5 protein-coding genes are annotated in these 5882 nt (G+C 48.6%); all 5 read left to right on the forward strand.

Annotated elements, in window-relative coordinates:
- The first annotated feature begins 578 nt into the window (after positions 1-578).
- Entirely contained in the window at positions 579-962 is a 384-nt protein-coding gene (rpsL, locus tag IM509_RS18405; RefSeq protein ID WP_002740176.1) for a 30S ribosomal protein S12, read from the forward strand.
- 155 nt (positions 963-1117) lie between these two features.
- A complete protein-coding gene (gene rpsG / locus IM509_RS18410) occupies positions 1118-1588 on the forward strand; it encodes a 30S ribosomal protein S7 (protein WP_002758831.1) in 471 nt (156 codons plus the stop codon).
- 143 nt (positions 1589-1731) lie between these two features.
- Positions 1732-3807: an elongation factor G gene (fusA, locus tag IM509_RS18415; protein WP_072927098.1), complete on the forward strand. Its 2076-nt coding sequence runs from the start codon at positions 1732-1734 to the stop codon at positions 3805-3807.
- A gap of 152 nt (positions 3808-3959) precedes the next feature.
- Positions 3960-5189, forward strand: a complete 1230-nt coding sequence (gene tuf / locus IM509_RS18420) for an elongation factor Tu (RefSeq protein WP_052276543.1) — start codon at positions 3960-3962, stop codon at positions 5187-5189.
- Positions 5190-5281: 92 nt separating this feature from the next.
- Positions 5282-5599 carry a 30S ribosomal protein S10 gene (rpsJ, locus tag IM509_RS18425; protein ID WP_002740287.1) on the forward strand — a complete coding sequence of 106 codons (318 nt, stop codon included), beginning with the start codon at positions 5282-5284 and terminating at the stop codon, positions 5597-5599.
- Positions 5600-5882: the final 283 nt, after the last annotated feature.

The following is a 5882-nucleotide window of genomic DNA, read 5'->3' on the forward strand; positions in this document are numbered from 1 at the left end:
TGTATAGAAAGGCATTTAGCGATTTTTGTCAATTATTTTTCTCTAGAGCGAACTAATCAATTAAGTCTCTTGCCAGATAAGGATTTAGTCGATTTATGCTCCCCTATCGAACCATACCAAGTAACGAAGAGCCTTTTTTTTCCTTAAAGACAATATCCATTGTAGATGAACCTTGGAATATTGTTAACCTTTGAGGTTAACAATATTTTATGATAGCCTCTGGTGCATCCAGTACAAAAGCTCTAAATATAGCGTTAAGAGCTAATAGTCTAGACACCAGTTCTGAAAATGAGGTTAGCTAGAGACAGTTTTTCAGACATTAGCCGATTAATCAGGTGATAATTATTGCTAAAATTCCACTATCGGGCCAAAACAACGAAGCTGTAATTTTATCGCCTAATAACGCCCGAATTGAGTGCCACCGCCGCCCAAGAAAAAGACAATCTCTAACCTCTAAACCGGAGAAAAGCACCACAAGCGACTTGACAACAGGAGCGACAATTTGCTATAATGACCTTTTGTCAACGATTTGACCTTCGGTAATAGGAGTTCAGAGTAACCTTAGATACAGCCCTATCATGCCCACCATTCAGCAATTAATACGCGACGAAAGATCCAAAGCGAAAAGAAAAACCAAATCTCCCGCCCTCAAACAATGCCCCCAACGTCGGGGAGTTTGTACAAGAGTATATACCACCACACCGAAAAAACCCAACTCAGCCCTACGGAAAGTGGCTAGGGTACGTTTGACCTCTGGATTTGAGGTGACAGCCTACATCCCGGGCATTGGTCATAACCTACAAGAACACTCCGTCGTCCTCATTCGGGGCGGTCGGGTCAAAGATCTACCCGGAGTCAGATATCACATCATTCGCGGCACCCTCGATGCCACCGGGGTGAAAAACCGTCAAAAGGCGCGGTCTAAGTACGGAACCAAACGCCCCAAACCCGCCGCTAAATAAACAGGGAATTGATTAACCAAAAAAATACTCCCACCGAGTCGGTCAAAGTTAACCCAAGAGACCGAAAACTCGCAGGAGGGGGTTTGAGATGGGCTGTAATCATCCGACTGTCAAGCAAAAGTTAAAGTTAACCTAGAAAATTCAGGAATATTCCGATGTCTCGCCGTAAAAACGTCAAAAAACGTCCTATTCCCCCCGATCCCGTTTACAATAGCTGTTTAGTCAGCATGACCATCCGCCGGATTATGCGCTCGGGCAAAAAGTCCCTGGCCGCTAACATCGTTTACGATGCCCTGAAAACCGTCGGCGAACGTACCGGTCAAGAACCCCTAGAAGTATTTGAAAAAGCCGTTAAAAACGCCACTCCCCTGGTGGAAGTGAAAGCCCGCCGGGTCGGTGGAGCCACCTATCAAGTACCGATGGAAGTACGGAGTAATCGCGGTAGTACACTGGCACTACGTTGGTTAGTCCATTATGCCAGAACCAGAGGCGGCAAAACCATGGCAGGTAAACTAGCTAACGAGATCATGGATGCGGCCAACGAAACCGGCGGCACGATCAAAAAACGGGAAGAAACCCACCGGATGGCAGAGGCCAACAAAGCCTTTGCCCACTATCGTTACTAAGAAAGATACTTTAAAGATACTTTAAGGGCGGTGGACTACACCGCTGCCGCCAAAAAACTGTCAAGAAAAGTATAGAATTGTAAATAGTGTAAAAAATCCTAGAACAAAACCCCATCACTGGCAAGCAAAGCAAGGAGGTTGCTGTGGCACGGACTATCCCGCTAGAGAGAGTGCGAAACATCGGAATCGCCGCTCACATAGACGCGGGCAAAACAACGACAACAGAAAGAATCCTGTTCTACACGGGAGTCGCTCATAAACTGGGCGAAGTCCACGACGGAACGGCAATTACCGACTGGATGGAACAGGAACGGGAGCGAGGAATCACGATCACCGCCGCCGCCATCAGTACCAGTTGGCAAGATCATCGCATCAACATCATTGACACCCCCGGCCACGTCGATTTCACCATTGAAGTGGAACGTTCCATGCGGGTACTCGATGGCGTGGTGGCGGTTTTCTGCTCTGTTGGTGGTGTACAACCCCAATCGGAAACCGTCTGGAGACAAGCCGATCGGTACAAAGTACCCCGGATTGCCTTTATCAACAAAATGGACAGAACGGGAGCGAACTTCTTCAAAGTTTACGAACAATTAAGAGATCGCCTTAGAGCTAACGCCGTTCCCATCCAAATGCCGATCGGCGCGGAAAGCGAACTGAGCGGGATCGTTGATCTCGTCAAGATGCGCGCCTATATATATAAGGACGATCTAGGCAAAGACATAGAAGAAACCGACATTCCCGAAGACTTATTGAAAAAGGCCGAAGAATTCCGCGTGCAGCTGGTGGAGGCTGTAGCGGAAGCGGATGAAGAACTCCTAGAAAAATATCTAGAAGGTGAAGAACTCACCGAAGCCGAAATCAAACGCGGTCTCAGGGAAGGGACGATTGCTGGTACAATTGTTCCCGTCCTCTGCGGCTCGGCTTTCAAAAACAAAGGGGTACAACTGCTCCTCGATGCCGTCGTCGATTACCTACCCTCACCCTCGGAAGTAGCCGCCGTTAAAGGGGTTCTCCCCGATGGCAGCGAGGCAATCCGGGAAGCTAAGGACGATGCGCCCTTCTCGGCCCTGGCCTTCAAAATCATGGCCGATCCCTTCGGTCGTTTAACCTTCCTGCGGGTCTATTCCGGTGTACTAGCCAAAGGCAGCTACGCCTACAACTCCACCAAAGGAACCAAAGAACGGATCGCTCGCCTGATCGTCCTCAAATCCAACGAACGGATTGAAGTGGATGAACTGCGCGCCGGTGATCTAGGAGCGGCGATCGGACTGAAAAACACCATTACCGGGGATACCCTCTGTGATGAGAAGAACCCGATTATCCTAGAATCCCTCTTTATCCCCGAACCGGTTATCTCCGTGGCGGTGGAACCGAAAACCAAACAGGACATCGAGAAACTCAGCAAAGCTCTGCAAGCTCTCTCCGATGAGGATCCCACCTTCCGGGTCAAAGTTGATCCCGAAACCAATCAAACGGTAATCGCTGGGATGGGAGAACTGCACCTGGAAATCCTCGTCGATCGAATGCTCCGGGAGTACAAAGTCGAAGCAACCGTGGGCGCTCCCCAAGTTGCCTATCGGGAAACCGTCCGCAAACCCGTGCGGGCCGAGGGTAAATTTATCCGTCAAAGTGGCGGTAAAGGACAGTACGGCCACGTCGTCATTGAACTGGAACCGGGTGAACCGGGTTCGGGCTTTGTCTTCGTCTCCAAAATTGTCGGTGGTGCTATCCCCAAAGAATACATCAACCCGTCAGAACAAGGGATGAAAGAAGCTTGCGAATCGGGGATCGTAGCGGGTTATCCTGTCATCGACCTGAAAGCAACCCTGGTAGATGGTTCTTTCCACGATGTGGACTCCTCCGAGATGGCCTTTAAGATTGCCGGTTCCATGGCGATCAAAGAAGCAGTGATGAAAGCTGCTCCTGTTCTCCTAGAACCAATGATGAAAGTCGAGGTGGAAGTACCTGAAGACTTCATCGGTAACGTCATCGGTGATCTTAACTCCCGTCGGGGACAAATCGAAGGTCAAGAAACCGAGACCGGCATCGCCAAAGTCTCCGCTAAAGTTCCCCTGGCGGAAATGTTTGGTTACGCCACTGATATTCGCTCCAAAACCCAAGGACGCGGCATCTTCACCATGGAATTTAGCCATTACGAAGAAGTCCCCCGCAACGTGGCCGAGACGATTATCACCAAAAGTAAAGGGAACGGTTAATCAGTGACCAGTGACCAGTGAGCAGTGAGAATAAACCGATCATTTAAATTCGATCGGTCAACTCTAATAACTGCTAACTTAAAACTGATCTCCGGTAACTGATTACTGTTCACCCACCTGAAGAAGAAAAAAAACAAAGGAACAGAAAGTAAATGGCACGCGCTAAATTTGAACGGACGAAACCCCACGTTAACATCGGTACGATCGGTCACGTTGACCACGGCAAAACTACCCTCACCGCCGCTATCACGATGACCCTAGCGGCTCTGGGTAATGCCCAAGCTAAAAAATACGATGAAATCGATGCCGCTCCCGAAGAAAAGGCTCGCGGGATCACCATCAACACCGCTCACGTTGAGTACGAAACTGCTGATCGCCACTATGCACACGTGGACTGCCCTGGCCACGCCGACTATGTAAAAAACATGATCACCGGTGCGGCACAGATGGACGGTGGTATTCTCGTGGTCTCGGCTGCTGATGGCCCGATGCCCCAAACCCGGGAACATATCCTGCTGGCTCGTCAGGTGGGTGTACCTAACCTTGTGGTCTTCCTCAACAAAAAAGATATGGTGGATGATGAGGAATTACTGGAACTCGTGGAACTGGAAGTGCGCGAACTTCTCAGCAATTACGAATTCCCCGGCGACGATATCCCCATTATTGCCGGTTCTGCTAAAGAAGCCCTCGACTACATGACCAAAAATCCCAAGGCCCAAAAAGGCGAAAACGAGTGGGTAGATGCGATTTATGAATTAATGGACGCGGTAGATAGCTATATCCCCACCCCCGAACGGGCGGTAGATAAACCCTTCCTGATGGCGGTAGAAGACGTATTCTCGATTACCGGTCGGGGGACGGTAGCTACCGGTCGGATCGAACGCGGTATTGTGAAAGTGGGTGATAACGTGGAATTGGTCGGGATCAGAGCAACTCGCCCCACCACCGTTACTGGGATCGAAATGTTCAAGAAAAGTCTCGACCAAGGGATGGCCGGCGACAACGCTGGTATCCTCCTGCGTGGTATCCAAAAAACCGACATCGAGCGCGGCATGGTGATCGCTAAACCGGGTACAATCAAACCCCACACCCAGTTTGAAGGTGAGGTATATGTGTTAAGTAAAGAAGAGGGTGGTCGTCACACTCCTTTCTTTAAAAACTATCGTCCTCAGTTCTATGTGCGGACAACCGACGTAACTGGCACTATCCAAGACTACACCGCCGATGATGGCAGCAGCGTAGAAATGGTCATGCCGGGAGACCGGATCAAAATGACCGTGGAACTGATCAACCCGATCGCTATTGAAGAGGGTATGCGCTTCGCTATTCGCGAAGGTGGTCGTACCATCGGTTCTGGCGTTATCTCCAAAATTATCAAGTAGGCTGATCTACTAATTAACGGGGCAGTTAATGACGAAAAACTGCTCCGTTACTGTCTTTATTTTGTACCTTGACAATTGCAATAGGTGAAATTATGGCTACGTTACAACAACAGAAAATTCGCATTCGTTTGAAAGCTTTTGACCAGCGCTTACTCGATACTTCCTGTGAGAAGATTGTCGATACTGCCAATAGAACTAACGCCACAGCGATCGGACCGATCCCCCTACCGACAAAAAGAAAGATTTATTGCGTCCTGCGTTCCCCTCACGTTGACAAGGACTCCCGTGAACATTTTGAAACCCGCACCCATCGCCGCATTATTGATATTTACCAACCCTCTTCTAAGACAATCGATGCTTTGATGAAATTAGATTTACCCGCAGGGGTTGATATTGAAGTTAAATTGTAAAAAATGTCAAAAAGATGTTATCGCTAACATCTTTTTTTCTTAGAGACTCTTTGTTATGGTGTTTCTCGTCTAGTTTTTGTGGACGAGAATCGCTATTAAATACCCCAGCAGCCCATCAAGGTGGCGGTTGCTCTTTAGATATGGTTGGCTGAATAAATCTAAAAACCTTGTTGGATAAGACTTTTAGACTTTTTTGACCTCAAAAAGTGCCAGCCATTGGAGGGATCGGGGCGAAAATTCCTGGACTTTTTCCCTGAAAATTAGGTAATTGACCGTCTGAAAA

This window comes from Microcystis sp. M31BS1, from assembly GCF_020245285.1.
Classification (GTDB): Bacteria; Cyanobacteriota; Cyanobacteriia; order Cyanobacteriales; family Microcystaceae; genus Microcystis; species Microcystis panniformis.